This window comes from Arthrobacter sp. NA-172 (assembly GCF_043952055.1).
Taxonomy (GTDB): Bacteria; Actinomycetota; Actinomycetes; order Actinomycetales; family Micrococcaceae; genus Arthrobacter.
The window spans coordinates 1,500,612-1,526,113 of sequence record NZ_JBINOT010000001.1; the positions used below are offsets into that span (position 1 = coordinate 1,500,612).

Consider the following 25,502-nt stretch of genomic DNA (forward strand, 5'->3'; position numbering starts at 1 on the left):
GAAACACCAGTTCACGCTAGGTAACGCTGCGTCACATTACACTTTCGCTCCAGGCGGTTCCCAGCCAATTGCCGGAGCGACGTGTTTGGCAATGTTGCCGAGCATCTTGATGTTGTAGTCCACCCCGAGTTGGTTGGGCACAGTAATCAGCACCGTGTCCGCAGCCTGCACCGCCGCGTCCTTGGCGAGTTCTTCGGCCAGCGCATCGGGCTCGCCGACGTAACTTTTGCCGAATCGCGACAACGCACCGTCGAGCATGCCCACTTGATCGCGGTTCTCCACCTGCGCGCGGAGCCCGAAATAGTGTTCATCCTCGGCGTCCACCACGGGAATGATGCTGCGACTGACTGAAACGCGCGGCTCAAAATCGTGTCCAGCTGTTGCCCATGCCTCCCGGAACATGCTGATCTGTTCGGCCTGGAGCTGGTCGAAGGGAACTCCGGTGTCCTCGGTGAGCAGGGTGGAGCTCATGAGGTTCATGCCTTGTTCCGCGGACCACACGGCAGTCTTTCGGGTGCCTGCGCCCCACCAAATGCGCTGCGGAAGCCCGGGCGACGTCGGTTGGATCGGCAGGAGCCCACGGCCTCCGCCCATGAAGGAGGGATCGGCTTCGGCTACTCCATGGCCTGCGATGGCGTGCCGGAACACGGCTGTATGGCGGCGGGCCATGGCAGCGTCGTCCTCACCCTCGGCAGGCGCATAGCCGAAGTACCGTGCGCCATGCAGCGCCGGCTCGGGTGAACCACGGCTGATGCCGAGCTGGAGCCTGCCCCGGCTGATGAGGTCCGTGGCCGCGGCTTCCTCGGCCATGTAGAGCGGGTTTTCATAGCGCATGTCGATCACGCCGGTGCCCATTTCGATCCGGTTCGTCCGGGCCGCGATGGCCGCCAGCAAGGGGAACGGCGAGGCCTGCTGTCGGGCAAAGTGGTGCACGCGGAAGAAGGCTCCGTTGATGCCAAGCTCTTCCGCTGCAACGGCCAGGTCGATCCCCTGCAGCAGTGCGTCGCCGGCCGAAGGAGTCTGCGAGCCCTGGACATGTCCCCAATGGCCGAATGAGAGAAAACCGATTCGTTTCATGCCCGCGTCAACCACGGGGTGGGCCGAGTCATTCCACTCACGCGAGTTTGTGTACAGATGATGCCCCTAAGACGCGTCTATGAGGGCATCACCTGTACACAAACTCCGGAGGCTAGCGGGTGCTGCCCGCCAGGAGGCCACGGCGCAGCAGGAGGCGGCGCTCGATCGGTGCGAACACGAGCAACTCGATGAGGATGCCCACGAACAGGATTGCCAGGATTGCGGCCATAACAGTGGACATGTCCGACAGTGTGCGGCCTTGGTCCAGGAGCGAGCCGAGTCCGAATCCGATAGTGCCACCGACAGCAATGATTTCAGCGGCCATGAGTGAGCGCCAAGAGAAGGCCCAACCCTGCTTGAGTCCGCCCAAGTAGCCGGGAAGAGCCGCCGGCAGGACAATCTGCAGGGCCATCTGGAGGCGGGATGCACCGAGAACCTTGCCAACGCTTCGGTATTGCGGCGGGATCTGGTCGACGCCGGAAATCAGCCCGTTGATGATGGACGGGATGGCACCCATGAGCACCACGAAGTACACGGTGCCGTCCGAGAGCCCGAACCAGATGATGGCAGCGGGAACCCACGCCACGGACGGCAGCACCTGAAGCCCGGAGATGAGCGGTCCGAAGGCGCGGCGCAGGGGCTGCACCTGCGCCAGCAGCAGGCCCACAGGAGTAGCCACGGCGACACTGATGAGGAACCCGATCACGCCGCGCTGCAGCGAAGTCAGGATGGCTTCCTGGGCTTTCCCCTCGGCCCATAGAGAACCGAACTGGCTCAGGACATCAAGCGGTCCGGGAACCCTGGCCACGGCGCTTGAAGCCGAGGGAAACGTAGAACTGCCACGCCAGGATGAGCACCAGGAGTGCCGCAATCGGGAGAATGATCCGGGTCCAGTCGATGCGCGTCTTGCGGTGCGCATCCGACTGCAGTTTGTCCAGGCCGGCTTCGAGGTCCCGGAGTTCGTCCGGGTTTCCCTTCAGGGACGGCGAGGTGATGCGGCCGGACTCGGCCGTGCTCTCCCGCGGGCTGAACGTGTCCTGTTCAATTGGCATGGCGGCGGATCTCCTCGCGCAGGCGGCGGGTAATGGTTCCAGTCAATTCACCAGCGCGGCCGGCGTCGGTCCGGTGTTCCTCGCCCACGTTCCACTCGGCCACCACCCGTCCCGGACGGGAGGACAGCAGCAGGACCCGCTGTCCCAGCCGCACGGCTTCGCGCACGTTGTGGGTCACGAAAACGATAGTGCGGCCGGTTTCCTTCCAGATCCGTTCGAGCTCGTCGTGCAAAAGGTCGCGAGTGATGGCATCGAGGGCTGCAAACGGTTCGTCCATGAGCAGCAGTTGCCGGTCCTGTGCCAAAGCCCTCGCCAGTGCGACGCGTTGCCTCATGCCGCCGGAGAGCTCATGCGGCCGCTTATCTCCGGCACCACCCAAATGGACGAGGTCCAACAGCTCGCCCGCACGGGCAGCACGCGAAACCTTGCTGGTGCGGCCGGATTTGTCGGCGAGCTTCAGCGCGAGTTCGATGTTCCCGCGGGCGGTGAGCCACGGAAACAGCGCCGAATCCTGGAACATGAAGGCCGCGCCGTCGCTGGGAACCTCCAGAGCGCCCGACGTCGGCTGGTCCAGCCCCGCGAGAATGTTCAGCAGGGTGGATTTGCCGCAGCCGGACGCACCGAGGAGCGCGACGAACTCGCCCTGCTCGATGGTGGCATTGACGTCGTCGAGCACCGGGGCGCCGTCGCCGAAGCGTTTACCCAAGTGTTCCAGTACGACTGGCATGGTCCCGTCCTTCGCTTGTTGCTTCGTTGTTTGAATGTCCTGAGGCTTAGTCTTGGCCCAGTCCTGCGGCCGAGGTCTTCTGCCCGGTCACGCTGTTGAGGGCGCGGAGGTCGAAGATCCCGTTGATGTCGGCCGGTTTGGTGATACCGGCGTCCACGCCATCCTGAAGGAGTTTCTTGTAGGTTCCGGCGAGAGGGTCCACGGTGAAGGTGATGTTCTTCAGGGAACGGTCGATGACGTCAGCCGGGAGGGTGCTGCCCGCGGTCGCCTTGAGGGCAGCGTTGATGGCGCTGGCCTTGTCAGCAGCTGAAGCGGTGTTGAGCCACTTGATGGAGGCGTCATTGCCCTGGAGCAGGGCCGTCACCGTCTCCGGGTGTTCTGCGGCGAACTTCTTGCTCACGATCAGGATGGTGGTGGGGAACTGGCCGGGTTTGCCGGTCTGGGAGCCGTCCCACAAATCCTTCTCGTCCACCAGAACTTTTCCACCGCCCTGGAGCACCAGCCGGGAGGCCCAGGGCTCGGGTACCCACGCGCCGTCGAGCTTTCCGTCTTGGAAGAGCTTGAGGGTCTGCGCGTTTTCCGTCGGGTTGATGGCGACGTCGCCACCGCCGTTCGCGTTGGTCTTCAGGCCCTGCTTGCCCAACCAGGCGCGCAGTGCCACGTCCTGGGTGCCGCCGAGTTGTGGTGAGGCGAGGGTCTTGCCCTTGAGGTCTGCCGCGGAATTGATGCCGGGTTTGACCACCAGCTGTGCGCCGCCAGCCGCTGCACCGGCGATGATGCTGATGGATTCGCCTTTGCTCTGGACGAAGGAGTTGATGGCCGGATTCGGGCCGAGGTATGCGGCATCAATAGCGCCGGCGTTAAGGGCCTCGATCGCTGCGGGACCGGCATTGAAAATCTGGGTGCTGAGCTTGGTGCTACCCAGCTTGCTGGCGATGATGCCCTTGCTGACGCCCACCAAAGCGGGAGCGTGGGTGACGTTGCCGAAGTAGCCGAGCCGTAGTTCGGCGGCGGGACTCGTGGACGCCGCAGCTGTCGTTTCGTTGTTCTTCGCAACAACCGACGCGACTGCCGCGCCAGCGCCAATCAGCAGGACGAGTCCGACGGCGATGCCGATCTCGAGCGTGCGGCGTCGCTTGGGCTTGTTGCTCTCACCGGCGACGATGCGGGTGGTTCCCGGGTTCGAGGCGGGCGGCGTGGGTTCTGGGGTGTTTGACATGGGGGAATCCTTGGGATGCGTTGCGGAAGGGACAGGGCGTTTATCAGGCCCTGCGACATCGCCCCGAAAGGGCAGGCAAGGACCAATCCGATGAGGTCATGGATTCACCATAGGGACTGTCATATTTGCCGTTCAATGACCCGGAAACCCGGGGTCACGCAGGTTCATGCGGCGTCACAATTCCAAATGCGGTGCCGCCGAGGTCTGACGCCGAGGCGCCTACGCTCTCGCAGACAGGGTTGAGTGTGGATCGCCGCGCGTCGATCCCTTTTTTGAATTGCCCCTCGACACAATTACTAAGTGTGCTTAGCATTAAGGCTCGATTAGTTTCTCTTTTGCGTACGGACCGGCAAGCGCGTTTCGCGGACAGCCTGCCGTCCGGCAGCCTTCGGCCTGCCACCCCCTTCGGCTGGACTCACAGGCCAGAATCCTTATTCCCCCGCTTCCTCGCTGGCCCAATACGTGTATTCGGGTGATTTCCGCGCTGACTTGCGGCCACCGGCCCTGCAACGCCTACACCCCCGGAAGCTACGACTACTTGGCCACGATCAAGACGGGCAACAAAGAAAAGAGCGGAAAAGTGAAGGCAGTAGTTTACAAAGGACCCAACGACGTCAGTGTCGAGGATGTACCGGATGCCAAAATCGAGCACCCTGCCGACGTGCTGGTGCGGATCACGTCGGCGAATATCTGCGGTTCGGACCTGCACATGTACGAGGGCCGCACCAGCTTTGAACCCGGGCGTGCATTCGGACACGAGAATCTTGGAGAAGTGATTGAGACCGGCCCCGCAGTGAGCAAGGTGAAGGTGGGCGACCGGGTCGTGATCCCGTTCAACATCGCCTGCGGATTCTGTAAAAACTGCGAGCGTGGCTTCACCAACTACTGCCTCACCATGCAGCCTGAACCCAAGCTCGCCGGCGCGGCCTACGGGTTCGCCGACATGGGCCCGTACCAGGGCGGCCAGCTGCCGAGTACCTGCGCGTACCGTACGGGGACTTCAACTGCCTGCGCCTGGGCGAGGACTCCGTGGAGAAAGAACTCGACTACGTCATGCTCGCCGACATTTTCCCCACCGGCTGGCACGCCACGGAACTGGCCGGGGTATACCCGGGGGACTCGGTGGTCATTTATGGTGCCGGTCCGGTCGGACTCATGGCAGCCTACTCAGCCATCATCAAAGGCGCCGGCAAAGTGATGGTCGTGGACCGCCAAAGCGACCGCCTGAAGCTGGCGGAACAGATCGGCGCCATACCCGTGGACGATTCGGCAACGGACCCCGTCGAGTTCGTCAAGGACCAGACCATGGGATTCGGGGCAGACCGGGGCTGCGAATGCGTTGGCTACCAGGCGCACGACCCGGCTGGAAACGAACAACCCAACCTGACCCTGAACCGGCTCGTGGACTCCGTGCGGTTCGTCGGTGGCCTGGGCGTGGTCGGTGTGTTCCTGCCCCAGGACCCCGGGGCCTCCGACAAACTCGCCCAACAGGGACAGGTGGCCTTCGACTATGGCAACTACTGGCTCAAGGGACAGACGATGGGCTCTGGCCAGTGCCCAGTCAAGAAGTACAACCGGGCCTTGCGCGACCTCATCGCCGGCGGAAAAGCGAGCCCATCCTTCATCGTCAGCCACGAGTTGCAGCTGGATCAAGCTCCCGAGGGCTACAGGAACTTCGACAGCCGCGAAGACGGCTGGACCAAAGTCGTCCTCCACCCGGCCGGGGCCTGAGAGAGCCCGGACCGGACATTTTTGATGTCACAATGAGCAATTTCCGGAGGTGGTACTAATGCGGTCAATGGTGTATCGCGGGCCCTACAAGGTGCGCGTGGAAGAAAAGGAGATGCCGCCCATCGAGCATCCGAATGATGCGATCGTGCGGGTGACGTTGGCCGCGATCTGCGGATCTGACCTGCACTTGTACCACGGCATGATGCCGGACACCAGGGTGGGCATGACGTTCGGTCACGAATTCATCGGCGTGGTGGAGCAGGTCGGCCCGTCGGTGGAGCGGCTCAAGCCCGGGGACCGGGTGATGGTGCCGTTTAATGTCTACTGCGGGTCCTGCTACTTCTGCGCCCGCGGCCTCTACTCCAACTGCCACAACGTCAACCCCAACGCCACCGCCGTCGGCGGGATCTACGGCTACTCGCACACGTGTGGCGGATACGACGGCGGCCAGGCCGAGTATGTGCGGGTCCCCTTCGCCGACGTCGGGCCAGGCTTGATTCCGGACTGGATGGACGAGGAGGACGCACTGCTGCTCACCGATGCGCTTCCCACGGGCTATTTCGGTGCGCAGCTGGGCGACATCGTTGAGGGCGACACCGTGGTGGTGTTCGGTGCCGGGCCTGTGGGTCTGTTCGCGGCCAAGTCCGCCTGGCTGATGGGTGCCGGACGGGTGATCGTCATCGACCACCTGGAGTACCGGCTGGAGAAGGCGCGGACCTTTGCGCACGCCGAGACGTACAACTTTGCGGAGTACGACGACATTGTGGTGCTCCTGAAGAAAGCCACCGACCACCTGGGTGCCGACGTCGTCATCGACGCCGTGGGGGCCGAGGCGGATGGCAACTTCCTCCAGCACCTTACCTCCGCAAAGCTGAAGCTGCAGGGCGGATCCCCTATCGCCCTTAACTGGGCCATCGACTCCGTCCGCAAAGGTGGCACGGTGTCGGTGGTGGGCGCGTATGGGCCGATTTTCAGTGCCGTGAAGTTCGGCGATGCCATGAATAAGGGCCTGACTCTGCGGATGAACCAGTGTCCGGTCAAAAGGCAGTGGCCCCGGTTGTTCGAACACATCCAGAACGGTTACCTGAAGCCCAGCGAGATCGTCACGCACCGCATCCCACTTGAGCACATCGCCGAGGGATACCACATCTTCTCTGCGAAGCTCGATGATTGCATCAAGCCCCTCATCGTTCCCACCACTGCCTGAAAGGAAGAGAATTGTGGCTGAGATACCAACGCCGTACACCGCCGGCAAGCCTGCTCTGAAGGAGTCCTTGGAGGACCTGCGGGTCCGAATTCCAGGATGGGGAGCCGACCTCGATCCGGCGGACAGGCCCTCCTACCCCCGGGAGCAGCCCGGCATCGAGACTGGTGCGCACTGGGACTTCCCTGAGCGCCAAGAAGAGAAGTGGCCCCGGGAGCGGTCCATCGAGCACGCTTTCGTAACGCCCGTTTTTGGCACCTCTACCCCTCCCAAAGGTGCCTCGGGCGCAATTCGAAAGTACGCCTACAAGTACAGCGAAGGACGCGCCGCCCACTGGCTGCTGCTCATCGCCGCAGACCGGGTCGATGCGTGGGAACATCACCTTCGCTCATTTGCCACCCTGCGCCCGGACAACCCGATCACCGAGACCGGGGTGCTCAGCGAGTTTTCCCGCCATGGCGTGAGCTCCCGGTTCGGGAAAAAGCGCGCCGACCTGAGCCATCAGTGGATTGATCCCATCATCGCTGGCGCCCCTTGGGCACTGGCGGCCGGCGCACTCGCGGTCGCCGCCCGCAAGGCGCTGCGAAAGCACCGCGTGGCCTGACACCTTACGGGCGTCAGATGACGTAGCGTTCGTCCTCGTGGTCGCCCGGGTGGTCTTTCACGAGACCGGCAGCCAAGGTGTTGCCATCCACGGGATCGATCACCAGGAACGCGCCGGTACGGCGGTGGTGCAAGTAGTTCTCCAGCGGCAACGGCGCGGCCAGTCGAAGCTGGGCGTTGCCGATGTCGTTCAACTCAAGGCTGGAAGCACCCTCCACGTTGAACGTGGCCAGGTCGAGCTTGCCCGTCACATTGCGAACCAGAGCCTGGACTGTACGCGTCCCGTGCTTCACGAGCACCTTGGCACCTTCGCGCAACGGCTTGGGCGAAAGCCAGCACAGCGCGGCGTACAGGTCGGCCGAGCTCTCGCGCACCGTCCCTGCCGCGGCAATGGTGTCACCACGGGCGACGTCGATCTCATCCGCAAGGCGGATTGCCACGGACTGCGGTGCCGTCGCTTCAGTCAGCTCGCCGCCGGCGAAATCGATCCCGGTCACGGTGGTGATGCGGGGTTCCGCGCCCGGGCTCAGGACGGTGACCTTGTCGCCGAGCCTCACAGTGCCTTCGGTGATCTGTCCGGCATAGGCGCGATAGTCGCGGTACGCCTCGACGTCGAGCCCTGCGGCGACGGCGTCGGGAGCCAACGCGCCCTGCGGCCGGATGACGAGTTGGACCGGGAAGCGGAAGCTTTCCAAGTGGCTTTCGAGCTCATCTGCGGCCGGAAGTGTTTCCAGGACCTCGAGCAGGGCCGGGCCGGAGTACCAAGGGGTGCGCTCAGACCGGTCCACGATGTTGTCGCCGTCGAGCGCTGACACAGGGATGACGAGGAGATCAGAGATTCCATCAGCACCGAGGCCAAGCTCCCGGGCAACCTTCTGCACGTCCGCTTCGATTTCGCGGAAGACCGACTCGCTGAAGTCCACGAGGTCGATCTTGTTCACGGCCACAATCACATGGGCCACGCGAAGCAACTGCAGCACGGACAAGTGCCGGCGGGTCTGCTCCAGGACTCCCTTGCGGGCGTCAATGAGTACGACGACGGCATCCGCAGTGGACGCGCCCGTCACCGTGTTCTTGGTGTACTGCACGTGGCCGGGGCAGTCCGCGAGGATGAAGCTGCGGCGGTCGGTGGCGAAGTAGCGGTACGCGACGTCGATGGTGATGCCCTGTTCGCGCTCGGCACGGAGGCCGTCGGTCAGGAGGGCGAGGTCAATCGCCTGGGTGCCAGTGGCGCCGGCTCCACCAAAGCCACGGTCGGCGGAGGTGCGGGCCACGGCGTCGAGCTGGTCGGCGAGGATCGCCTTGGAGTCATGCAGGAGGCGGCCCACCAGGGTGGACTTGCCGTCGTCGACGGATCCGGCCGTGGCGAAGCGGAACAGCGTGGATTCGCGCAGGCCGGTCTCCAGAAGTGAAGTCTCAGTGCTCATTAGAAGTAGCCGTCCTTCTTGCGGTCTTCCATGGCTGCCTCGGAGATGCGGTCATCTGCGCGGGTGGCGCCACGTTCGGTGAGTGTGGATGCGGCAACTTCGACAACAACCTCGGCAACAGTGCGGGCGTCGGAGACGACGGCGCCAGTGCAGGACATGTCCCCAACAGTGCGGTAACGGACGGTCTTGGTGATGACTTCCTCGTGCGGGAGCGGCATGGAAACCTCACCCACCGCACGCCACATGCCGTCGCGTTCGTAAACCTCGCGCTCGTGGGCGTAGTACAAACCGGGAAGCTCAATGCCTTCGCGTTCGATGTACCGCCAGACGTCCAGTTCGGTCCAGTTGCTGATGGGGAACGCCCGGACGTGTTGGCCCACGGTGTGGCGGCCGTTGTACAGGTTCCACAGTTCGGGGCGCTGGTTCCGCGGATCCCACTGGCCGAATTCGTCGCGCAGGCTCAGGATGCGTTCCTTCGCACGGGCCTTGTCCTCATCGCGGCGTCCGCCGCCGAAAACGGCGTCGAACTTGTTGCGCTGAATGGCGTCCAGCAGCGGAACGGTCTGCAACGGGTTGCGGGTGCCGTCGGCGCGCTCGGTGAGTTCGCCGCGGTCGATGAACTCCTGCACGGAGCCCACCACCAGTTTCAGGCCCAGGCGTTCCACCGTGCGGTCACGGAAATCGATGACCTCGGGGAAGTTGTGGCCGGTGTCCACGTGCAGCACGGGGAACGGAACCTTGCCCGGCCAGAACGCCTTGGTGGCAAGGTGCAGCATGACCACGGAGTCCTTGCCGCCGGAGAACAGCAGCGCAGGCTTCTCGAACTCGGCAACAACCTCACGGATGATGTGGATAGCCTCGGACTCGAGGGTGTCGAGTGAGCTGAGACGCTCGGCTGGTTCGACGCCGTCGGTTTCCAGCACTGACAGCTCCAGGTCCTCGTTGGTGATTTGGGTGCTCATACGTGTAGTCCGCATTCTGTCTTGTCGGTTCCTGCCCAGCGGCCGGAGCGGGGGTCAGCCCCCGGGGCCACTTTCCTGGTGCAGGGCTGGCATCCGATGGACGGGTAGCCCTGGCTCAGGAGGGGGTTGACAGGGAGGATGTTGTCTTCGGAGTACTGGACGAGCTGATCGAAGCTCCAGTCCGCCATGGGATTGACTTTGACCAATCCGTTGGTCTCGTCCCACGTGATCAACGGGGTATTTGTACGTGTGGGGGCTTCGTCGCGGCGGACGCCGGTGAACCACACTTCGTAGCCGGCGAGCGTCCGGCGAAGCGGCTGAACCTTCCGCAGTGCGCAGCATTGGGCTGCGTCGCGGGCGAAGAGGTCCTTGCCGAGAAGCCGGTCCTGCTGCTCCACAGTGTTTTCCGGGAGCACGTCCACGATGTTCACGCGCAGGTTCGCGGCGACCTCATCGCGTGTGGCGTGCGTTTCCGGGAAGTGGTAGCCGGTCTCCAGGAAGAGAACGTCGACGCCGGGCAACTGGTCGGCGACCAAGGCCGGCAGTACGGCGTCGGCCATGGAGCAGGCGACGGCGACCGTCGGCAGCTCGAAGTTGCGGGTCACCCAGGCAATGACATCGCGGGCGGGTGCGTTCCAGCCGAGCTCGGCAGCACCGGCTTCGGCCAGCGCCTTGAGTTCGTCGTGGGAGCGCTTGGTCTCAACCGGTGTCATTGGAGGTCTCCTTCATCGGCTGCGTGTGCCCATTCGGCGAAGGTCTGGCCCTCGGCCCGGTCGGCCACGAACTTCCGGACCACGCGCTCGACGTAATCGGGCAGGTCTTCCACGTAAACCTTGAGGCCACGAACGGTGCGTCCGAGGCCTGCCTCGTCACGCTCGGAGGAAGCCAGCCCGCCGCCCAGGTGAACCTGGAAGCCCGGGGTGGGGTCGCCGTCGGGCGTTGGCAGCATCATGCCCTTAAGCCCGATGTCCGCGGTCTGGATGCGGGCGCAGGAGTTGGGGCAACCGTTGATGTGCAGGGACAATGCCTGCGGCAGCTGCCCGCTGTCCGCGAGGTCAGCGCAGGCGCTTCTCCAATTCGGCGACAGCGGTGGCTGCCGTGACCTTGGTTTCCACGATGGCAAGCTTGCAGTATTCAATGCCCGTGCAGGCGATGGTGCCACGGCGGAACACGGAGGGCCGGGCCGAGAGGCCCAAGGTGTCGAGCTCGGCAAGCAGGGGCTCCACCTGCTCCTTGGCAACGTCCAGCACAACGATCTTCTGGTGCGGCGTGGTGCGCAGGCGGAAGGAGCCGCGGGCCTCGAGGGTGTCGGCGAGCTTCACGAGCTGGCCGCCGGAGAGGCGTCCGGCCAAGGGAGTGGCGCCGATGAAGAACTTGCCGTCCTTCTGCTCGTGGACGCCGACGTGATCGCCGGGCGTTGAAGGCTTGGGCGCTGCGGGACCGTCGGCTAGCTTGAAACCGAGGTATTCGTCTTCAAGGATCTGACGGAACTTCTCCGGACCCCAATCGGCCAGGAGGAACTTCAAGCGGGCCTTGGTGCGCATGCGGCGGTAGCCGTAGTCGCGGAAAATGCTCGTGACGCCGAGCCATACCTCGGCGGCTTCCTCAGGCTTGACGAACGCTCCGAGACGCTTGGCCAGCATGGGGTTCGTGGAAAGTGCGCCGCCCACCCAGAGGTCGTAGCCTGCGCCAAGTTCCGGGTGGACCATGCCCACCAGGCCGAAGTCGTTGATCTCGTGGACAACGTCCTGCGAGGGGTGGCCGGTGATGGCGGTCTTGTACTTGCGCGGCAGGTTGGCGAGCTCCGGGTCGCCGATGAACCGCTCGGCAAGCTCGTGAATCAGAGGCGTGGGATCGATGATCTCGTCCTTGGCGATGCCGGCAACCGGCGAGCCGAGAATGACGCGCGGGACGTCGCCGCAAGCTTCGGTGGTGGAGAGTCCAGCGCCTTCGAGGCGGCGCCAGATCTCCGGGACGTCCTCGACGCGGATCCAGTGCAGCTGAATGTTCTGGCGATCCGTCAGGTCGGCGCTTCCGCGCGCGAAATCCACGGAAATCTGGCCGATCACGCGGAGCTGCTCGGTGGTGAGCGCACCGCCGTCGATCCTCACGCGCAGCATGAAGTACTTGTCCTCGAGCTCGTGCGGCTCAAGCGTGGCGGTCTTGCCGCCGTCGATTCCGGGCTTGCGCTGGGTGTAGAGGCCCCACCAGCGGAAGCGGCCGTGCAGGTCCGTGCTATCGATCGAGTCGAAGCCGTGCTTGGAGTAGACCGACTCGATACGCTCACGGACGTTGAGCCCGCTGTCCTCCTGCTTCCAGGTTTCGTTGGCGTTGAGCGGCGCGGTGCCGTCAACTTTCCACTGGCCATGGGGCTTTGCGGCAGGACGGTTGGACGTCCGCGCCGGGCGCTTGGGGGCGGCCTGGTCCGCGGAGGCTCCAGCTACAGCAGTATCAGTCATGCATCGACTGTAGAGGCGGCCGGATTTACGTAACAAAGGGTCGGGAAACGGAAAGTCACCTAGGGAAACATTTCGTCACGAACCGCCGCTGGGCCTTGTTCAGCCAGCCTCGCTGTGCATCCTCAAGAACTCTTCAGGACTGCGCTGCGATGACTGCGTCGAAGCGCTCCAGGGCGATCTCCGCGAGGACCGGAGAGGGCAGCAGGGGCGCGGTCACGACGTCGGCGCCGGCTTTGGCGAGCTGGTCGTGGAAGTAGCCCGTGGCCAGCAGGTAGGAGGCCACCACCACCCGGCCGCCCGCTTTGGCGCCTTCGGCGCCGGTGAGTTCGGCGCCAGTGACTTCCGCGGCGGTGAGTTCGGCACCGGTTAGTTCCGCACGCAGTGCCCTGACGCCGTCGGGCACGTTCGGTTCGGCACTGGCGCCATAGACGACGCGCACCTTGTTGGGCAGCAGCGCGGCGAGCTGGCGCGCTTGCTCCTCCGAATCGACGGATCCGTCCGGCAGGGACGAGCCCGCGGCGGCGAGCAGGACGCCGTCGTTCTTGCCCAGGCCTGCGTCCAGCAGCCGCGCGGCGAGCAGCTCCGCGAGCCGCGGATCCGGCCCCAGCGGAGGTGCCGCGGACACCTCGGGCCGGGCCTTGATCGCCTTGGGGATGTCCACCTGGACGTGGTAGCCGGTGCTGAGCAGCAAGGGAACGACGACGGCGGGCGTGCCTTCCGGGAGGCCGGCCACCACTCCGGACAGCTCGGGTTCCTGGACGTCCACGTAGGCCTCGACGACCCTTAGCCCGGGCCGGAGGGCCTCAATCTCGGCCATGACCTGGCGGATGGCCGCCTGCCCTTCGACGTTCCGGGTTCCGTGGGCGCACGCGATCAAGACGGGGCTGTTCATGCGTGCAAGCGTAACGTTGGGCAAGCATGATCGCCCGTCTGTGAACGAAGAACGGAGCTGCATTTGTTCACTTTTGACCTTGCGCTGGTATGGCTGGATCTGGCCGGCGTCTTCTTTTTCGCCGTATCCGGATCATTGTTGGCGGCAAAGAAGCAGTTCGACATCATCGGCTCGATTCTTTTGGCGTCGCTCGTGGCCCTCGGCGGCGGGGTTATCCGCGACATCATCATCAACGCAGGCCCGCCCGCCGCGTTCACCAACCCCGTCTATCTCGTGCCGCCCCTGCTGGCCGCGATACTGGTGTACTTCCTGTTCTCGAGCATCCAGCGCTTCACGTCCCTGCTGACCCTGTTCGACGCCGGCGGGCTGGCCCTGTTCTGCATCACGGGGACTCTCAGGGCCCTGGCCGCCGGGATGAATCCGGTGGCTGCGGTCCTGTTGGGCGTCACCACGGCGGTGGGCGGCGGGCTGCTGCGCGACATCACCGCCAACGAGATTCCCACCCTTTTCGATGCCCGCGACTTGTATGCGCTGCCGGCCTTCAGCGGAGCCGCCCTGACGGCCTTGCTCTGGAACACCGGAGCCTTCAATGGGCTGACAGCGGCACTCATTGCGGCCCTGGTTTTTGCCTTTCGGGTGGTGGCTTGGCGTCGCGCCTGGCGGGCGCCCCTGGCGGTCCGGGGATGGCACCGCGCCGGGGTCTCTTCGGGCGCCGATTCACGGTCCCGGGATTAGCTAGGATGGGAGCATGACTGACATGTTCCTCGAGAAGTTCCGCGCGCTTGTACCGAAGTATCTCGAGGACGAATGGCAGGAAGAAGACGGACTGACTCCCGCTGAATTGGACGAGGCCCTGTCTGCCCACTCCTTCACTGTTCCGATGGTGCTGCGCGAGTTCTACCTTGCGATTGGTGGCTGCGAGGACCTCATGGAGGCATACCACTACTTCTGGGACCCCGAGGAGCTCGAAGTAGATGATGAAGGCTTCCTCATGTTCCTGGAGGACGAGGAAGAACAGTTCACGTGGGGCTTCCGCATTGGGGACCTCAGCGTCCCGGATCCCATCGTGTGGCGCCGCAACAACGCCCGTGGCCAGTGGAAGTCCGAGGAAGGCACCTTCTCCGAGTTCGTCTTCGACATGTTCGACTGGGCTTTCAGCGACGAAGACTGAGGACTTCTGTAGGGGCGGCCTCGCGGCGACGGCTCGCGGCGACGGCGACGCCTTCCTGACCCTGTTTGATTTTCCAAGGGCCGCGACACGCCTTGTTCAAGGTGCGTCGCGGCCTTTATCGTGCCAAAGAGGGTCAGGACGGCGCGCCACTTGCTGGATTACGACGGCGGAACCCACTCCGGCGCGTACCTTGGGGGGCGCGAACCTGCCGGACTCCCGCGCGTTCAGGATCGCCAGTACCTCCATGACCAGTCCCCTGGGCGATGGACGACGTCAACGTAGTAGTAATGCAGGGCGAGGAGCCCGCCTTTGATGGTGGCGTTGTTCCGGTACTGGTCTTTCTTGACCTGCTTGCCTTCAAGGTGGGTACCGCCGTCGAGTTCCACCACGAGGCACTCATTGATGAGGCAGTCCTCTTCACCCACTCCGGGCAACTCCACGTGCATCCGGACCCGGAGCCCGGCCCTGACAAAGTGCGTGTGCGCGAGCACTTCGAGCAAAGAATCAGCCCTGGGCAGCACGAGGTTCAGCACCGACCTGGCTGCCCCATTGCGGTTGCCTTGGAGTTTCTTGCGGAGGAAGTCCGTGGTGATCAAACCGTGGCCAACTGCAGACTGCACCATCACCAAGGCCTCAAGTTCCGGCCGGCATCTCAGAGCATGGATGAGGACGTCGGCCAGGCCAGCCACAGGAAGGTAGGGATGCCGCGGGTGGATGCACGGCGTGTGGTCCACCACTCCGGCCCGGGCCAGTCCGCTACCGCAGCTGAGGTGGAGGGGCGAGGGACCCTGAACAGCCTTTGGTTCAAGTAGCTGCCACAAGTTGTAGAAGCGACAAGCGGAAACACAGGTCAGCACCCCATTCTCCCGAAACGCAGAGACGATGTCCGGATCGGCACCCTGAACCGTGTAGACGCCGCGGCGCAGCAAGCTCAGCGATCCGTTGTTAACTGCTTTTGCCAACGCTGATTTGGAAAAGCCAGCACTCCGCAACTGCGCGGTCCTCGCTGCGCCACCCCGGTTCCGGAGGAATTGAACCGCATCCATAAGTCCACTTCAGCAGGGCCGCCCGCTTGTGTGTAGCCGCAAATCCTCATATGTGGACAACTCTCTGCGCGCCTTCCTGACCTTCTTTGAGACCGGAATCCGCCCAACACACCCCTTGGCAGGCGTGTCGAGGCCACGGCGAAATTAAAGACTGTCAGGAAGGCCGCGCGAGGCCCCTGCAACCCCGAAAACCTATTGACGGGGAAAGTTGCGTACGTGACAAAGTTGTCATAAGCTGTAACCGGATTCACTAAATGCCTCCGGTGGGTCTGATGCGAACGGAGATTATGGTCCCGGTTCGTTGCAGCGCGTGACTCGTAGCGTTGCAAGGAACCGGGGCCATTGCATTTAAGCCCGACCCCACGTCGCAAGTCCCCACCGCCAGGGGACGCTGGCGGCGGGGATTGAGAGGCGAAGTAGCTAGCTCGCGCGCTCCACGACGGCGTGGGCAAAGTTGGTCAGCGATTCCTTGACCACGCCTTCGGGCAGCGACTTCAAGGCTTCGATGGCTTCCGCAGACCACTGACGTGCAATGACCCAGGATTCGGCGGTCACCGGGTGCTCGCGAAGTCCGGCGACGGCCAGCGCCAGCGCCTCATCGGAGGACAGGTCACCGTCCACCAGCTTCAAGAGTTCGACGGCGGAGTGGTCGCCGTTGTCGGCGGCCTTGCGGAGGAGCAGGACGGGCAGAGTGGGAACGCCCTCGCGAAGGTCCGTGCCCGGGGATTTGCCGGACTTGACCTTGACACCCGTGACGTCGATGACGTCGTCTGCCAGTTGGAAGGCCACGCCAACCTTCTCACCGTATTCCACCAGCACGTCTTCGAAGGCTTCGTCGGCGCCGGCGAAGATCGCGCCGAGCTGGCCGGAGGCTGCCACCAGGGAACCGGTCTTGTCTGCAATGACGGAGAGGTAGTGTTCCACAGCGTCTTCGCCCTCGCGCGGGCCAACGGTTTCGTGCAACTGGCCCAGGCACAGGCGCTCGAAGGTACGGGCCTGGATTCCCAGGGCACGCGAACCGAGCTCGGACACCAGGATCGAGGCCCGGGCAAAGATCAGGTCGCCCGTGAGGATAGCTACGGAGTTGCCCCAGACCTCGTGGGCCGTGGGGGCACCGCGGCGGAAAGGAGCCGAGTCCATCACGTCGTCGTGGTACAGCGTGGCGAGGTGCGTCAATTCGACGACGACGGCGGCCTGGACCACCTCGGGACGGGATGCGTCACCAAGGTGGGCACACAGAAGAGTCAACAGCGGGCGGATGCGCTTGCCGCCGGCTTCCACCAAGTGACGCGACGTTGCGTCAGCCAGGGGGTCCGAGTTGGCAATGGCTTCGCGAAGCTTCTTTTCCACGCGTGCAAGGTTGGTGGTGATGGCAGGACCCAGCTCCACATCCTTGGCAATAGCCGCAAAACCTGCAGGAAGCTGCAGGCCAGTAGCTATCGCGGTGGTGGTGGGAGCGGGTTCAACAGTGTTCGGCAGGCCGTGCCCGGCGTGCGTCCAACTGTGGTCGGCAGAGTGAGTCACGGGTTAACCCTAACTTTTCGCGGTGGAAAGCGTTGATTCGGTGCCGGCGCGGGTGGAAGCGACGGGGGACGTGGTGTTGGATGTGGCCGGGACAAGCATCTCGAGGACTCGGATGACGCGGTCTTCGAAACCCTTTGCAGATGCATCCGTGAGGTTGGCGAGCATTCTCACTACAAAGCGCATCAGCACCGGGATGGGCATGCCAGTCCGCAGGGCGAGTTTCATGACGGCCGGCTTGCCGATGAGCGTGGCAAACATCCGCCCCAGCGTGAAGTGCGAACCCCACTGGTCCCGCACGTAGTCCGCGTACCGCGAAAGGTGCGCATCGCCGGCCCTGGAAGCCTCCGTCCCGGACCCCCATCCCGCGGAACGCGAACGCGCGGCGCCCTCGATGATGAACTCGGCGGCAAAGCGGGCCGACTCCATGGCGTAGGAAATGCCCTCGCCGTTGAACGGCGAAACCATGCCGCCGGCATCGCCCAGAAGCATGATCCCCGGGGCATAGTGCGGCGTGCGGTTGAAGCCCATGGGCAGCGCAGCGCCGCGGATTTCGCCCATCTGGTTTTCCGGAGTGAAGCCCCATTCGGACGGCATTCCGGCGGTCCATTCGCGCAGGACCTGTTTGTAGTCGAGCTTGCCGAATTCCTTGGAGGAGTTCAGGATGCCCAGGCCCACATTGGAGGTGCCGTCCCCGACGCCGAAAACCCAGCCGTAACCCGGCAGCGGTTTGCCGGACTTGCCCGGGAGCTCAAGCCAGCCTTCCATCCAGTCGTCGTCGTGCCGGGGCGAGGTGAAGTAGGTTCGCACCGCGACGCCCAGCGGCCGGTCATCGCGTTTGTGCATGCCGAGCGAAACGGCCGTGCGGGTCGAATTGCCATCAGCGGCGAGCACGACGTCGGCATGGAAGTCACGCGTTTCGCCCGTCTTGCGTCCGGACTCGTCGAGTATCGCGGCCCGTGCGCCGATCACGCGCCCGTCCTCGGACCGCAGGGCTTCGGTAACGCTGTGGCGTTCAAGGACGACGGCGCCCGCCGACTGGGCGTGCCGGGCCAGCTCCTCATCGAAGCCGAGGCGCGTGCGGATGAGGCCATATGTGGGAAAATCGGCAACCTCCGGCCACGGCAGCTCAATCGTGCGGCCGCCGGCGATCAGCCGGAGACCCTTATTGCGGCGCCAACCCTCGTCCTCGGCGTGCGGGAGGCCAAGCTTCTGGATTTCCCGGACCGCCCGGGGCGTGAGTCCATCGCCGCAGACCTTCTCGCGCGGAAAGCTGGTCTTTTCCAGCACCGTCACGGCAATGCCGGCCTGGGCAAGGTAGTACGCAGCGGTGGATCCGGCTGGCCCTGCGCCGACTATCAGTACGTTCACAGCGTCCTTGTTACTAGGGTTGCTAGGCCGGTCAGCGGGACTGGTCGCCGGTTTGGTGGCGTGGCTTGATCTGGCGGCGTAGCTTTGCCACGGGAACGCTTTCCCGGTGTTCGGCGCCGGGCTTCTGGGCGCGATGCACCGCCACGATGCCGCCGCTCAGGTTGCGGTAGTTGACGTCTGTCCAGCCGGCTTCCTGCAGCCACGCGGCCAGGTGGTCCTGGTCCGGCCACGCGCGGATGGACTCGGCGAGGTACACGTAGGCGTCCGGGTTGGAGGAGACTTTGGTGGCGATCGCGGGCAGTGCGCGCATGAGGTATTCGGTATACATGGTCCGCCAAAGGGGCACTACCGGGGCCGAGAATTCGGCGATCACAAGGCGTCCGCCCGGCTTGGTGACGCGGAACATCTCCGCGAGGGCCTTGTGCGGTTCGTTGACGTTGCGCAGGCCGAAGGAAATGGTGGACGCGTCGAAGGAGTTGTCCGCGAAAGGGAGCTTGGTGGCGTCCCCGGCAACGAAGTCGATGTCCGGACGGCGGCGTTTGCCAACTTTCAGCATCCCCAGCGAGAAGTCGCAGGCCACAACGTCCACTCCGGCGTCGGCGTACGGTTCGCTGGAGGTGCCCGTACCGGCGGCTAGATCCAGGACTTTTTGGCCTACCCGAACATCCATCGCGTCGACGACCACGCGGCGCCAACGCCGGGTCTGTCCCATGGACAGGACATCGTTCACGACGTCGTATTTGGGGGCGACATCGTCAAACATCGTCGCAACTTCGTCCGGACGCTTTTCCAAGGATGCTCGGTTCACCCTGCAATTGTCTCAGACAAAATTGGGAAGAACTTTCGGGGCACTCCGGTCCGCGCGGCTACCGTTGCCCGCGGGAGTAATGTTGTTCCATCATGACGAGTACGCTCCGCACCTTGACAGTCCCCCTCGATGTTGATCCATCCTCCGGGGGGCTGCCGCCGTTTCTGGTCCGGGACGACGTCCTGTGCTGGTCCCGCCGAGAGAACGGACTGGTGGGCTTTGGCGAACTCGCGCGATTCACCGCTTCCGGGCCGGATCGCTTTCTCGAGGCCGATATCTGGTGGCGCCACCTTGTCATCGAGGCCGATATCACGGATCCCCTTGAAATCCCCGGCACCGGCCCTGTCGCCTTCGGCTCCTTTGCCTTCTCCAAGACCTCCGACTTTGAATCCCGTCTGGTCCTTCCGGAAATTGTTGTCGGGATCCGGGATGGGCAGTCGTGGCTCACCCAGTTGACGCTCGACGACGTCGAACTCACCGAGGCGGGCGCCCTCGCCGCCCTGGCGCGCTGGCTTAGCCCGGCGAACGGTAAGCTCACGGCGGCGGGAGGCTCCGCCGTCGGGCACCCAACTTTCACGGGCAACGGGAAGGTCACACTGGAGAGCGGTTCGCTGAGCGAAACCGCCTGGAAGCAGGCCGTAGCGGATGGCGTCGCGGAAATCCGGACGGGAAAGCTTGAGAAGCTGGTCCTCGCCCGCGATGTCGTGGCAACGTTGCCCGACGGCGTCAACGCCGCCCAGGTGCTCCGCCAGCTGGCCGGCCGATACCGCGAATGCTGGACATACGGCGTCGACGGTTTGGTAGGGGCGACGCCCGAAATGCTCATCCAGGTAGAGGGCCGCACTGCACAGGCGCGGGTCCTGGCCGGGACGCTGGACCGGCGCGACGCCGAAGGCGTGGACGGCTCCCCCATGGAATACGCCGAACGCGTGCTCGCCGGTTCGGAGAAACAGCGGCACGAGCACGAGATCGCTATCCAGTCCCTGACGAAGCAACTGGCGCCGTTCTCCGAGGCAATGAATGCGCACAGCGAACCCTTCATCCTCGAGCTCCCCAATGTGTGGCACCTGGCATCGGATGTGAAGGCCGAGCTCGCCGATATTGAGGGACATGTTCCTACGTGCCTTGCCCTGATCAATGCGCTTCACCCCACGGCCGCCGTGTGTGGCACACCTACCTTGGTTGCCGGGGAGCTGATCCGGGAGCTTGAGCACATGGATCGCGGGCCGTACGCCGGACCGGTCGGGTGGCTCGACGCCGCGGGCAATGGTGAGTGGGGCATCGCACTTCGGGGCGCGATCATCGAAAGTTCCACCACCGTCCGCCTTTATGCGGGCTGCGGGATCGTTGAAGGCTCCGTTCCCGACGCCGAACTGGCGGAGGCGCTGGGCCAAATTCCGGCCAATGCTCGAGTCGCTGGGCATCAGCAACTAAGCGTCCAACCCGAGGATTTCGTTCGAAAACTACGCCCGCGGATGTCTGGGGTGCGAGACAATAGCCCTGTTGGGGGTCTTGATTTTTTGCTTGGTAGGTTATCCAATAGTAAAACTTAGTTTTCTGTGACGCACATCTCATGTTCGGCGCTACACTATGAACCGATAAGTTTCGCATCCACTGCAACAAAAGGTAAGAAAATGCAGAAATCCCGTTCGCTTCCGGTCAGTTCAACGCTCAAAGCTGCAACTATCATCGCAATCGGAGCGCTGGCCCTCACCGCCTGCACCAACGCCTCCCAGTCAGGCACGGCGGGTACCTCCGCACCTTCGGGCAGCGCGAGCGCGAGCTTTGACCCCACCACCATCCAGAAGGATGACTCCCTGGCCGCAATGGTCCCGGCAGCCATCAAGTCCAAGGGCACGCTGACCGTCGGCTCGGACACCACCTACGCGCCCGCGGAATTCCTCGGAACCGACGGCCAGACCCCGGTTGGCTACGACGTGGACATCGCCAAGGCAATCGGCGCCACCCTCGGCCTGAAGGTTCAGGTGCAGACCGCCGAATTCACGGGCATCCTCCCGGCCCTGGGCCCCAAGTACGATCTCGGCATTTCCTCGTTCACGATCAACCCTGAGCGACTCGGCGCCGTCAACATGGTCAGCTACTTCAACGCCGGCACCGCTTGGGCCGTGCAGAAGGGCAACCCGAAGAAGTTCTCCTTGGATGACGTCTGCGGCAAGTCCATCGGTGTGCAGACCGGCACCGTCCAGGAAGACCCGGACCTCTCCGGCCGCAACAAGAAGTGCGCCGCCGACGGCAAGCAGCCGATCAACATCGTCACCCTCAAGAACCAGACCGACGTCACCACGCGACTCGTCAACGGCAGCATCGATGCCATGGCAGCCGACTCGCCCATCATCGGTTACGCGCTGACCCAGACCAACGGCCAGCTTGAGAAGCTCGGCGACGTTTACGACGCCGCTCCGCAGGGCATCGCCGTTGCCAAGCCGGACACCGCCCTCGCCGATGTCATCCAGAAGACGCTGACCAAGCTCATGTCTGACGGTTCCTACAAGAAGATCCTCACTGGCTGGGGCAACGCCGAAGGCGCCATCACCAAGTCTGAGGTCAACCCGGCGGTCAAGTCTTGAGTATTCCCGCCACCGATAACAAATCAGGTGCACAGATGGATCATCATCAATCAGGCCACGCCGCGCCGGTGCTGAACAATGCGGTACCGGTCAGGCACCCTGGCCGTTGGATCAGCGCCATCATCATTGTTGGCGTACTAGCACTGATGGTGCAGAGCGTGATCACCAACCACAATTTCCGTTGGGATGTTGTGGGAACCTACATCCTTGATGTGAAGGTGGTCCAGGGTGTGGGCTGGACGCTGCTCCTGACTGTAGCTTCGATGGTAATTGCGATTGTCCTGGCCATCCTGCTGGCCGTCATGCGCCAGTCCGATAACCCGGTTCTTCGCTACACCAGCTGGGTCTGGGTCTGGTTCTTCCGCGGCACCCCGGTTTACACCCAGTTGGTGTTCTGGGGCCTGATCGCCGTGTTGTATCCCAAGATCAGCGCAGGGGTCCCGTTCGGCCCCGAACTGTTCAGCCTTGATACCAGCACCGTCATCACGGCACTTGTTGCGGCGATCCTGGGCCTTGGCCTCAACGAATCCGCGTACCTGGCCGAAATCTTCCGGGCTGGCCTGAAGTCCGTGGACAAAGGCCAGACCGAAGCCGCAGAAGCCTTGGGCATGAGCAAGGGCAAGATTATGTGGCGGATCATCCTGCCCCAGGCGATGCGCATCATCGTTCCGCCGACGGGCAACGAGACGATCGGCATGCTCAAGACCACGTCGCTGGTTTTGGCCGTTCCGTTCACCTTGGACCTGACCTTCGCTACCAATGCCCTGGCCAACCGCATCTACCTTCCGGTGCCGCTGCTGATCGTGGCAGCCATCTGGTACCTGGTCATCACCAGCATTCTTATGGTCGGCCAGCGCTACATCGAGGCGTACTACGGCAAGGGCGTGGACACCAACCTTGCCCCTGCCATCATCAACCCGGCGGCCGCGAAGGCCGCATCAGCTGTCGCGCCGAGCGCCGAAGCAGAGCCTGCGCTGAAGATGGACTTCCCCGAGGAGGAGGCAAAATGACCGTCACCACCCAGAAACCGCTGGTGCGGATCGAAGGCCTCCACAAGTACTTCGGGCAGCACCATGTGCTTCGCGGCATTGACCTGACGGTCAACCAGGGCGAAGTGTCCGTTGTCATTGGTCCGTCCGGCTCAGGCAAGTCCACCATGCTCCGCTGCGTGAACCTGCTGGAGACCATTAGCGCTGGCCGCATCTCCGTCGGCGACCAGCTGATCGGCTACCGCGAAGTCAACGGCCGTCTCCATGACCTGAAGGTCAAGGAAATCGCCGCCCAGCGCCGCGAAATCGGCATGGTTTTCCAGCGCTTCAACCTGTTCCCGCACAAGACCGCCCTGTACAACGTCATGGAAGCTCCCATGCAGGTCAAGGGCAACGGCAAGGCGACAGCCAAGAAGGCCGCCCTCGAACTGTTGGACCGGGTGGGCCTCGCTGATCGAGCCAACCACTACCCGGCGCAGCTCTCCGGCGGCCAGCAGCAACGTGTCGCGATCGCCCGGGCCCTGGCCATGGAACCTGAGTTGATGCTCTTCGACGAGCCCACCTCTGCCCTTGACCCCGAACTCGTGGGCGATGTGCTCAACGTGATGAAGGACTTGGCCAAGTCCGGCATGACCATGATCGTGGTGACGCACGAGATCGGTTTTGCCCGCGAAGTCGGCGACACCCTGACCTTCATGGACGGAGGCGTCGTGGTGGAATCCGGTGACCCCCGCGACATCATCGCGAACCCCCAGCACGCCCGCACCAAGGAGTTCCTCAGCCGCGTGCTGTAACGTCTGCGGCACCCAAACGGGCTGTCGACACGCAAAATGCCCGGCGCAGCTGGAATTCCAGCCGCGCCGGGCATTTTGCGCCGCGCAGGGAACTACCGGTAGCTCCGAGCGCCTACGCCTCGAGCAGAACTTGGGACACTGCCGCACCCACCGCGGCCTTGATGCGCGCGTGCAACGGACGCAGCCCGGAGCGGTCCGCGCGTACTTCGACAATGCTGCGGCCCTTCAAAGGTGCGGCCAGCGCGGTGGCCAGCTCCGCCGTCGTACGCACAACGCTGTGCCCGACGCCGTATGCCGCGGCCAGCGCTGCAATGTCCACTGTGTGCGGGGTACCGAAGAGTCGCTCGACGGCGGTGCCGTAGCCGCCGTCGTCCTCCACCTTGCCGTGTTCGAGGAGTCCGAAGATGCCCCCGCCAGCGTCGTTGAGGACCACAATGCGCAGGTCCGGGCCGGGCTCGCCTGCTCCGAGGAGGAGGCCGCCGACGTCGTGCAGGAAGGTGACGTCGCCGAGGAGAAGGGTCGTTTCGCGGCCGGCGCCGAGGGCGATCCCCGTTGCCGTGGAAATCGTCCCGTCGATGCCGGCGAGGCCGCGGTTCGCGAACACTGCGGCGAGGGGCTCGGGGCTGGGCTGTCCGGCGAGGTCGACGTCGCGGATGCCGTTCGAGGAGCCCAGGACCAACTGTCCGCGGGCGTGTCTCCAGACGGTGGCTCCCACGGCGGGTCCGTTGGCTGCAGCTTCTGCCTCGAGGACGCCGTCGAGCGCGTGTTGGGCTGCAGCACCGGCCAGAAGCCAGGCGTCGAGCCACTCAGCCGAACCACGGCCAGCGAACCCGGCCAACTCGGTCAAGGACTCAAAGCGTTCCTCGCTGCGCCGGCCGTGCTCGTACCAGGCCACCGGAACGGGCTCATACATGGCGGCGCGAAGGTCGCCGCGGGCGAGCAAAGCGGCAACCGGCCGGGAAAGCGTAGGCCGCCCGAAGACCACCACCCGCTCGATCGGCAGCGCAGAGCCACGCCCGAAGTTGTCCAGCATGAGGCGGTACGGACCCACGGCGTTCGGCCCGAAGCGCGCGTTGGACGAGGGTTCGGCGAGGAGCGGAAGGCCGTGGGCACGGGCGAAAGCCTCGGCGACCGGACCGGCGTCGTGGCCGGCCAAAACCACCGTCCGGCGCTCGGTTAGCTCGTCGGGTGCAGGGGACATGCTCAGTGGTTGGGGACCGGAGTCATAGTGGAAAACGCCATGGCCCTGGGTGGCCGGGAGTGCCTCGCCTGGTTCCGGAACCAACGGCTCGCGGAAGGCCAGGTTGAGCTGCACCGGACCGGGAGGAGTGTCCTCGAGTGCGCCGGTGGCTGCGTAGAGGGCGGTCTCGACGGCCCTCTGGGGATTGGTGCCCGCGGGAACGTCGACGGCGAAGCGCACGTGCTCGCCGAAGAGGTCCAGCTGGATGGTGGTTTGGTTGGCCCCGGTGCCGTGAAGCTCAGCCGGGCGGTCGGCAGACAGTACCACGAGCGGCACAGCGGCGTGGTTGGCCTCCATGACTGCGGGCAAGAGATTCCCGACGGCGGTGCCTGAGGTGGTCAGGACAGCCGCCGGGGCGCCCGTGGACAAGGCCAAGCCGAGGGCAGTGAACCCGGCTGAGCGTTCATCGATCCGGATGTGGAGGCGGACGTTCCCGGCGGCTTCAGCCTCAGCCAATGCGTACGCCATGGGTGCCGAGCGCGAACCCGGAGCGACCACCACGTGCCGCACACCGCCGTCGAGCAGCGCCTTGACAGCGATCCGGGCAGCGGCGAGGGAGCTCAGGGAGCCTTGCGAAGTCACCGCACCAGTCTATTAGCGGCCGCCTCCCTCCCGACGCTC

At 64.3% G+C, this 25,502-nt stretch carries 20 protein-coding genes and 5 pseudogenes; 10 read left to right on the top strand and 15 right to left on the bottom strand.

What is annotated here, in order from left to right; translation table 11 throughout:
- Positions 1-36: 36 nt before the first annotated feature.
- The 4 genes and pseudogenes from ACF0H6_RS07490 to ACF0H6_RS07505 all read right to left on the bottom strand — a co-directional run bounded on the left by ACF0H6_RS07490 (position 37) and on the right by ACF0H6_RS07505 (position 4,075).
- Complete coding sequence (locus ACF0H6_RS07490; protein WP_395249053.1) at positions 37-1,077, bottom strand: LLM class flavin-dependent oxidoreductase; 1,041 nt, start codon at positions 1,075-1,077, stop codon at positions 37-39.
- A gap of 112 nt (positions 1,078-1,189) precedes the next feature.
- A pseudogene (locus ACF0H6_RS07495) lies at positions 1,190-2,129 on the bottom strand (ABC transporter permease).
- Positions 2,119-2,856, bottom strand: a complete 738-nt coding sequence (locus tag ACF0H6_RS07500; RefSeq protein ID WP_395249054.1) for an ABC transporter ATP-binding protein — start codon at positions 2,854-2,856, stop codon at positions 2,119-2,121. Before ACF0H6_RS07500 ends, ACF0H6_RS07495 begins: the two are co-directional and overlap by 11 nt.
- Before the next feature lie 46 nt (positions 2,857-2,902).
- Positions 2,903-4,075, bottom strand: coding sequence for an ABC transporter substrate-binding protein (locus tag ACF0H6_RS07505; protein WP_395249055.1), 1,173 nt, complete (start codon positions 4,073-4,075; stop codon positions 2,903-2,905).
- A 709-nt stretch (positions 4,076-4,784) separates the two neighbouring features.
- Here ACF0H6_RS07505 and ACF0H6_RS07510 point away from each other — a divergent pair.
- From ACF0H6_RS07510 to ACF0H6_RS07525, 4 genes and pseudogenes are all read left to right on the top strand, one after another.
- Positions 4,785-4,949 (top strand): annotated as a pseudogene (locus tag ACF0H6_RS07510) (alcohol dehydrogenase catalytic domain-containing protein); the annotation flags it as partial.
- Between the two features lie 155 nt (positions 4,950-5,104).
- The gene (locus tag ACF0H6_RS07515; RefSeq protein WP_395249056.1) at positions 5,105-5,806 is read left to right on the top strand and encodes a zinc-binding dehydrogenase; all 702 of its coding nucleotides are present in this window, start codon (positions 5,105-5,107) and stop codon (positions 5,804-5,806) included.
- A 58-nt stretch (positions 5,807-5,864) separates the two neighbouring features.
- Entirely contained in the window at positions 5,865-7,013 is a 1,149-nt protein-coding gene (locus ACF0H6_RS07520; RefSeq protein ID WP_395249057.1) for a zinc-dependent alcohol dehydrogenase, read from the top strand.
- Between the two features lie 13 nt (positions 7,014-7,026).
- A complete protein-coding gene (locus tag ACF0H6_RS07525; RefSeq protein ID WP_395249058.1) occupies positions 7,027-7,614 on the top strand; it encodes a hypothetical protein in 588 nt (195 codons plus the stop codon).
- A gap of 13 nt (positions 7,615-7,627) precedes the next feature.
- Here ACF0H6_RS07525 and ACF0H6_RS07530 read toward each other — a convergent pair whose 3' ends face one another.
- The 5 genes and pseudogenes from ACF0H6_RS07530 to ACF0H6_RS07550 all read right to left on the bottom strand — a co-directional run bounded on the left by ACF0H6_RS07530 (position 7,628) and on the right by ACF0H6_RS07550 (position 13,353).
- Positions 7,628-9,040 carry a sulfate adenylyltransferase subunit 1 gene (locus tag ACF0H6_RS07530; protein WP_395249059.1) on the bottom strand — a complete coding sequence of 471 codons (1,413 nt, stop codon included), beginning with the start codon at positions 9,038-9,040 and terminating at the stop codon, positions 7,628-7,630.
- Positions 9,040-10,002, bottom strand: coding sequence for a sulfate adenylyltransferase subunit CysD (gene cysD, locus ACF0H6_RS07535; protein ID WP_395249060.1), 963 nt, complete (start codon positions 10,000-10,002; stop codon positions 9,040-9,042). The genes ACF0H6_RS07530 and cysD overlap by 1 nt, the downstream gene beginning before the upstream one ends.
- Positions 9,999-10,715 (bottom strand): phosphoadenylyl-sulfate reductase, encoded by a 717-nt coding sequence (locus tag ACF0H6_RS07540; protein ID WP_395249061.1) that lies wholly within the window; start codon positions 10,713-10,715, stop codon positions 9,999-10,001. Before ACF0H6_RS07540 ends, cysD begins: the two co-directional genes overlap by 4 nt.
- Positions 10,712-12,461, bottom strand: a pseudogene (locus ACF0H6_RS07545) (nitrite/sulfite reductase). The gene ACF0H6_RS07540 and the pseudogene ACF0H6_RS07545 overlap by 4 nt, the downstream one beginning before the upstream one ends.
- Before the next feature lie 133 nt (positions 12,462-12,594).
- On the bottom strand, positions 12,595-13,353 hold the full coding sequence (locus ACF0H6_RS07550) for a sirohydrochlorin chelatase (RefSeq protein WP_395249062.1): 759 nt from the start codon (positions 13,351-13,353) through the stop codon (positions 12,595-12,597).
- A 63-nt stretch (positions 13,354-13,416) separates the two neighbouring features.
- Here ACF0H6_RS07550 and ACF0H6_RS07555 point away from each other — a divergent pair, with 63 nt between their 5' ends.
- Both ACF0H6_RS07555 and ACF0H6_RS07560 read left to right on the top strand, forming a co-directional pair.
- Positions 13,417-14,088: a trimeric intracellular cation channel family protein gene (locus ACF0H6_RS07555; protein ID WP_395249063.1), complete on the top strand. Its 672-nt coding sequence runs from the start codon at positions 13,417-13,419 to the stop codon at positions 14,086-14,088.
- Positions 14,089-14,101: 13 nt separating this feature from the next.
- Positions 14,102-14,524: a hypothetical protein gene (locus ACF0H6_RS07560; RefSeq protein WP_395249064.1), complete on the top strand. Its 423-nt coding sequence runs from the start codon at positions 14,102-14,104 to the stop codon at positions 14,522-14,524.
- Positions 14,525-14,748: 224 nt separating this feature from the next.
- Here ACF0H6_RS07560 and ACF0H6_RS07565 read toward each other — a convergent pair whose 3' ends face one another.
- The 5 genes and pseudogenes from ACF0H6_RS07565 to ACF0H6_RS07585 all read right to left on the bottom strand — a co-directional run bounded on the left by ACF0H6_RS07565 (position 14,749) and on the right by ACF0H6_RS07585 (position 19,270).
- Entirely contained in the window at positions 14,749-15,486 is a 738-nt protein-coding gene (locus ACF0H6_RS07565; RefSeq protein WP_395249956.1) for a hypothetical protein, read from the bottom strand.
- A pseudogene (locus tag ACF0H6_RS07570) lies at positions 15,487-15,570 on the bottom strand (hypothetical protein); the annotation flags it as partial.
- A gap of 420 nt (positions 15,571-15,990) precedes the next feature.
- On the bottom strand, positions 15,991-17,094 hold the full coding sequence (locus ACF0H6_RS07575; protein WP_395249065.1) for a polyprenyl synthetase family protein: 1,104 nt from the start codon (positions 17,092-17,094) through the stop codon (positions 15,991-15,993).
- Between the two features lie 9 nt (positions 17,095-17,103).
- Positions 17,104-18,462: a geranylgeranyl reductase family protein gene (locus ACF0H6_RS07580; RefSeq protein WP_395249066.1), complete on the bottom strand. Its 1,359-nt coding sequence runs from the start codon at positions 18,460-18,462 to the stop codon at positions 17,104-17,106.
- Positions 18,463-18,493: 31 nt separating this feature from the next.
- Entirely contained in the window at positions 18,494-19,270 is a 777-nt protein-coding gene (locus ACF0H6_RS07585) for a demethylmenaquinone methyltransferase (RefSeq protein ID WP_395249067.1), read from the bottom strand.
- A 92-nt stretch (positions 19,271-19,362) separates the two neighbouring features.
- Between ACF0H6_RS07585 and ACF0H6_RS07590 the strand changes: the two are divergent.
- From ACF0H6_RS07590 to ACF0H6_RS07605, 4 genes and pseudogenes are all read left to right on the top strand, one after another.
- Positions 19,363-20,704, top strand: a pseudogene (locus ACF0H6_RS07590) (isochorismate synthase MenF).
- Between the two features lie 200 nt (positions 20,705-20,904).
- Positions 20,905-21,858, top strand: a complete 954-nt coding sequence (locus tag ACF0H6_RS07595) for an ABC transporter substrate-binding protein (RefSeq protein WP_395249068.1) — start codon at positions 20,905-20,907, stop codon at positions 21,856-21,858.
- 35 nt (positions 21,859-21,893) lie between these two features.
- Positions 21,894-22,868 carry an amino acid ABC transporter permease gene (locus ACF0H6_RS07600; RefSeq protein WP_395249069.1) on the top strand — a complete coding sequence of 325 codons (975 nt, stop codon included), beginning with the start codon at positions 21,894-21,896 and terminating at the stop codon, positions 22,866-22,868.
- Positions 22,865-23,641: an amino acid ABC transporter ATP-binding protein gene (locus ACF0H6_RS07605; protein WP_395249070.1), complete on the top strand. Its 777-nt coding sequence runs from the start codon at positions 22,865-22,867 to the stop codon at positions 23,639-23,641. Before ACF0H6_RS07600 ends, ACF0H6_RS07605 begins: the two co-directional genes overlap by 4 nt.
- 112 nt (positions 23,642-23,753) lie before the next feature.
- On the opposite strand, the gene menD is transcribed toward ACF0H6_RS07605, so the two are convergent.
- The gene (gene menD, locus ACF0H6_RS07610) at positions 23,754-25,463 is read right to left on the bottom strand and encodes a 2-succinyl-5-enolpyruvyl-6-hydroxy-3-cyclohexene-1-carboxylic-acid synthase (RefSeq protein WP_395249071.1); all 1,710 of its coding nucleotides are present in this window, start codon (positions 25,461-25,463) and stop codon (positions 23,754-23,756) included.
- Positions 25,464-25,502 lie beyond the last annotated feature (39 nt).